Origin of the sequence: Mycobacterium ostraviense (genome assembly GCF_002705925.1) — a bacterium.
Taxonomy (GTDB): Bacteria; Actinomycetota; Actinomycetes; order Mycobacteriales; family Mycobacteriaceae; genus Mycobacterium; species Mycobacterium ostraviense.
Window position 1 is genome coordinate 1 of sequence record NZ_NKRE01000138.1, and the last position, 4,608, is coordinate 4,608.

Annotated in this window: 1 protein-coding gene and 1 pseudogene; both read left to right on the forward strand. The window is 66.3% G+C overall.

Annotated elements, in window-relative coordinates; translation table 11 throughout:
* Positions 1 to 3,157 (forward strand): annotated as a pseudogene (locus tag CDN38_RS33410) (class I SAM-dependent methyltransferase); the annotation flags it as partial.
* 102 nt (positions 3,158 to 3,259) lie between these two features.
* Positions 3,260 to 4,608 (forward strand): condensation domain-containing protein (locus tag CDN38_RS33415; RefSeq protein WP_420865928.1); only part of this gene is annotated, 1,349 nt, incomplete at its 3' end.

Sequence of the window (4,608 nt, forward strand, 5' to 3'; positions counted from 1 at the left end):
ACATCGAAAACGCCCTACTGGCCTGCCCGCAGGTCACCCAAGCCGCCGCCACCATCCACCACACCACCACCGGAACCCCCCACCTCATCGGCTACATCACCCTTGAGCACACCAGCCCCGCCTCCACCGTCGTTCAAGACGCCGAAATCGTCGAACAGTGGCAATGGATGTACGACGAGCTGTACCGCGCTGAAATTCAGGTGTCGGAGCTCGGCATGGATTTTCGGGGCTGGAACAGCAGCTACACCGATGAACCGATTCCAGTCGAGGAGATGGTGGAGTGGCGTTCGGCCCTGGTGGATCGGATCATGGCCCTGCGGCCGCGGCGAGTGTTGGAGATCGGCGCGGGCTCGGGGCTGGTGTTGTCCCAGATCGCCCCGCACTGTGAGCACTATGTGGCCACCGACATGTCGGCGGTGGCCATCGACAACCTTGCCCGTTCGCTGAAGCAGTCGCAGATTCCGTGGCGTGATCGGGTCCAGCTGCTGACCCGGCCGGCCCACGTCACCGAGTCACTACCGCAGGGCTACTTCGACACCGTCATTCTCAACTCGGTGGTCCAGTACTTCCCTAACGCGGAATATCTCGCCGGCCTCGTCGACAAGGTCGTGGATCTGCTGGCCCCGGGCGGGGCGGTGTTCATCGGCGACGTCCGTAACCACACCCTGCAGGGCGCATTCCACACCGCCGTCGCGCTTGCCCGCACCGCCGGCGCCCCAACCATTGAAGCCACCGAGATCCGCCAGCGGGTCCGCCGCGCCATGCTCAGCGAACGCGAGCTACTACTGGCCCCGGAGTTCTTTACCAGTTGGGCCGCCGACCATCCGTCGGTGGCCGGACTCGACATCCAAGTCAAACGCGGATCGGCCGACAACGAACTCAACCGGTACCGCTATGACGTCATCATCCACAAAACTCCCACACCGGTACGTTCGGTGGCCGCCGCACCAACCTGGGAGTGGGCCGCATGCGCGGGCTGAGCGGACTGCACACCCGGTTGACATCCCTACGGCCCGCCGCCGTGCGCGTCACCCACATACCTCGCGCCGGACTGATCACCGACGTCCAGCTCGAACACGCCGTCGCCGACGGGCTGCCCCTGACAGATGCACTCGCGCAAGCCACCGGCGACACGGCCATTCCCGAAGAATTGCACCGCCTCGGCGAAACCACCGGCTACCACGTCGCCGTCACCTGGGGCGCCCAACCCGGCACCGTCGATGCCGTCTTCATCTCCGACCCCGGCCCGCTGACCGGCCTCTACTTACCCCGGACCGGGGCCCACCAGCACACCACTAACGCCAATGATCCTCGCACCAACACCAAAATCACCGCGGTGCGTCAGTGGTTGGCCGCGCGGTTGCCCGACTACATGGTGCCGGCTCAGGTGATGGTGCTCGACGAGTTCCCGTTGACTTCCTCGGGCAAGATCGACCGAAAGGCGTTGCCGGCACCAGTGTTTGCCGCCACACCTTCCCGGCCGCCGCAGACCCGGACCGAAGAAGCCGTCGCCGACGTGTTCGCCGAGGTGTTAGGCCTGGACCGGGTTGGGCTCGACGACGACTTCTTCGCCTTAGGCGGGGACAGCATCGTGTCGATTCAGGTGGTGTCGGCGTGCCGCGCTCGGGGGGTGTGGTTCTCGCCCCGGGATGTGTTCGAGTGCCGGACAGCTGCTCGCTTGGCGGAGGTGGCCGCGACGGCGCCGAGCGGACAGGCGCTGGATGAGTTACCCGGCGGCGGTGTGGGTGACGTGCCACTCACCCCGATCGTGTGGGACCTGGTGAACCGCGGCGGCGGCTTCGACCGGTTCGTTCAGTCGGTGATGGTGCAGTTGCCGGTTGGTGTGGACCGGGCGGGAATCGTGGAGACGGTTTCGGCGGTGATGGCGCGCCACGACATGTTGCGGGCCCGGTTGTGGCGGGAACCGTCGGCGGGTTGGCGGATGCAGACCCGTGAGATGGGTTCTGTCGACGTGGATACGCTGCTGTGCCGGGTTCCGTTTGCGGCCGATGTGCTTCCGCAGAAGTTGGCGTCGCTGGCCAGCGAGACGCTGGACGCCGCGGTGGATCGGTTGAACCCGTCGGCGGGATCGGTGCTGCGCATGGTCTGGCTGGATCCTACTGGCGTGCAAGGTGTTTCAGATCGCTCGGGCCGGCTGGTCATCGTCGCGCATCATCTGGTGGTCGATGCGGTGTCGTGGCGCATCATTGTGTTTGACCTGATGCGGGCGTGGGAGCAGGTGGCCGCGGGGCGGCGTGCTGTGCTGCCGCCGGCGGGCACGTCGATGCGCCGATGGGCTCATGGGCTTCAGGAGGCGGCCCGCCGGGGGCAGTTCGACGCCGAGCTGGCGGCGTGGGCCCAGATTTCAGACGGCCCCGATCCGTCAATGGGATCTCGTCCTTTCGATCCGGGTGTCGATGTGATGTCGACGGTGGATCGGGTGCGGCTGCGGTTACCGCACGAGGTGTTCGAGCCGGTGCTGACCACCTTGCCGGCGCTGTTCCGAAGCGGTGTGCATGATGGGTTGCTGGCGGCATTGGCGGCGGCGGTGGCGGTGTGGCGGTCGCGCCGCGGGGTCGCCGAATCCTCGGTACTGGTTCATCTCGAAGGCCACGGCCGCGAGGAGGCCGTAGTGGCCGGGGCGGATCTGTCGCAGACGGTGGGATGGTTCACTTCGGTGTTCCCCGCCCGGCTGGACGTGTCCGGTATCGATGTCGACGACGTGTTGCGCGGCGGGGCAGCCGCCGGTGTGCTGATCAAGGCGATCAAAGAGCAGCTGGCCGCCATTCCGCAACACGGCATCGGCTACGGCGTTTTGCGGTACCTGACGCCGGCCGGGGCCAGCGCCTTGCCGGATGTGGGGCATCCCCAGCTCATGTTCAACTATCTCGGCCGTATCGCGGGCACCGAATTGTCGGCCGGCTCCGGTGATGGCGCATGGTGGGTCACCCCGGACTTCACCGCACTGACCAGCACCCCCGACGCCGACATGCCCGTACCGGCCACCATCCAGATCAACGCGATGGTGCTCGATGACGAATTCAGCGCCCAGATCGCTTATCCGGCAACACTACTCACCCAAGACGACGTCGAAGAACTCGCCGAGCTGTGGCGGGCGGCGCTGGTCGGATTGGCCCGGCACACCCAACTGCCGGGAGCCGGCGGCCACACCCCCTCAGATTTCCCGCTGGTATCGATCGCCCAAGGCGACCTGACCACCTGGGAAGCGCGTTACCCCCGCCTGGTCGACGTCTGGCCGTTGGCGCCGCTGCAAGCGGGCCTGTTCTTCCACGCTCGGCTGGCAGCGTCCTCCGTCGACGCCTACACCGTGCAAACCGTCATCGACATCGCCGGCGAGGTCGACACCGCGCGGCTGCACGCCGCCGCGCAAGGCATCATCGACCGCCACGACAACTTGCGCACGGCGTTCGTCACCACCTCGCAGGGCACCGCGGTGCAGGTCGTCCTCGCCGAGGTCGAGGTACCGTGGCACGAACTGGACCTCACCGGCTCGGCCAACGCCGACCAGGACTTCACCCGATTCACCCAGTCCGACCGGCTGCAGCAATTCGACCTGACCACCCCGCCGCTGCTGCGTTTCACCCTGGTAACCAAGGGACACAACAAGTTTGCGCTGGTCATCACCCACCACCACATCCTGCTCGACGGCTGGTCCTCGCCGATGCTGCTGCAAGAATTCCTCACCCTCTATGCCGCCGATGGCGAGCATTCAGCGCTGCCGCCGTCCCGGCCATTCCGCGACTACCTCGAGTGGGTCGCCCTGATCGACACCGAGCAATCAGCACAGGCATGGCGTCACGCGCTGGCCGGGTTGGACGAACCCACCATGCTCGCCGCGGTCGATCCGGCCCGCCGAATCGCTTCTGCCCCAGCCAAACACGTCCTGGAATTCGACGACCGGCACAGCACCTGCATTGCAGACTTCGCCGCCCGGACCGGGGTCACCCTCAACACCGTCATCCAACTGGCGTGGGCGATCGTGCTGAGCCACTTGACCGGACGCGACGACGTCGTCTTCGGGACCACCGTCTCCGGACGGCCCGCCGAACTGCCCGGCGTGGACACCATGATCGGCCTCCTCATCAACACCGTGCCCACCCGCGTACGCATCATCCCCACCGAAACCGTCACCGCGGCACTGCATCGCCTGCAATCCGAACAAGCGACTCTGATCGATCACCACCATCGCAGCCTGGCCGACATTCAGCGCCTCGCCGGCCCTGGAGCCACGTTCGACACTGCCCTAGCCTTCGAGTCCTACCCCGTCAATACCACCGCCCTCCGACAGCTCCTTGAATCCTTGGGTGAACTGCACGTGGAGGGGTTCACAGTGGCTGACGCGACGCACTATCCATTGAGTTTGGCGGTTAGTTTCGATGCTCGGTTGCGGGTTGAGTTCAGCTACCTCACCGAGGTCTTCGATGCCGCCGACGTCGAGCGGATCGCCGGCTTCTACCGTCGGCTGCTTGAGGCGGTGGTGGCGGATGCGTCGGTGGTGGTGGGTGAGGTGTCGTTGCTCGATGGCGGTGAGCGTGAGCTGGTGGTGTCGGGGTTTACTGGCGCCGGGGTGGCGGCGCCGGTGGGGGT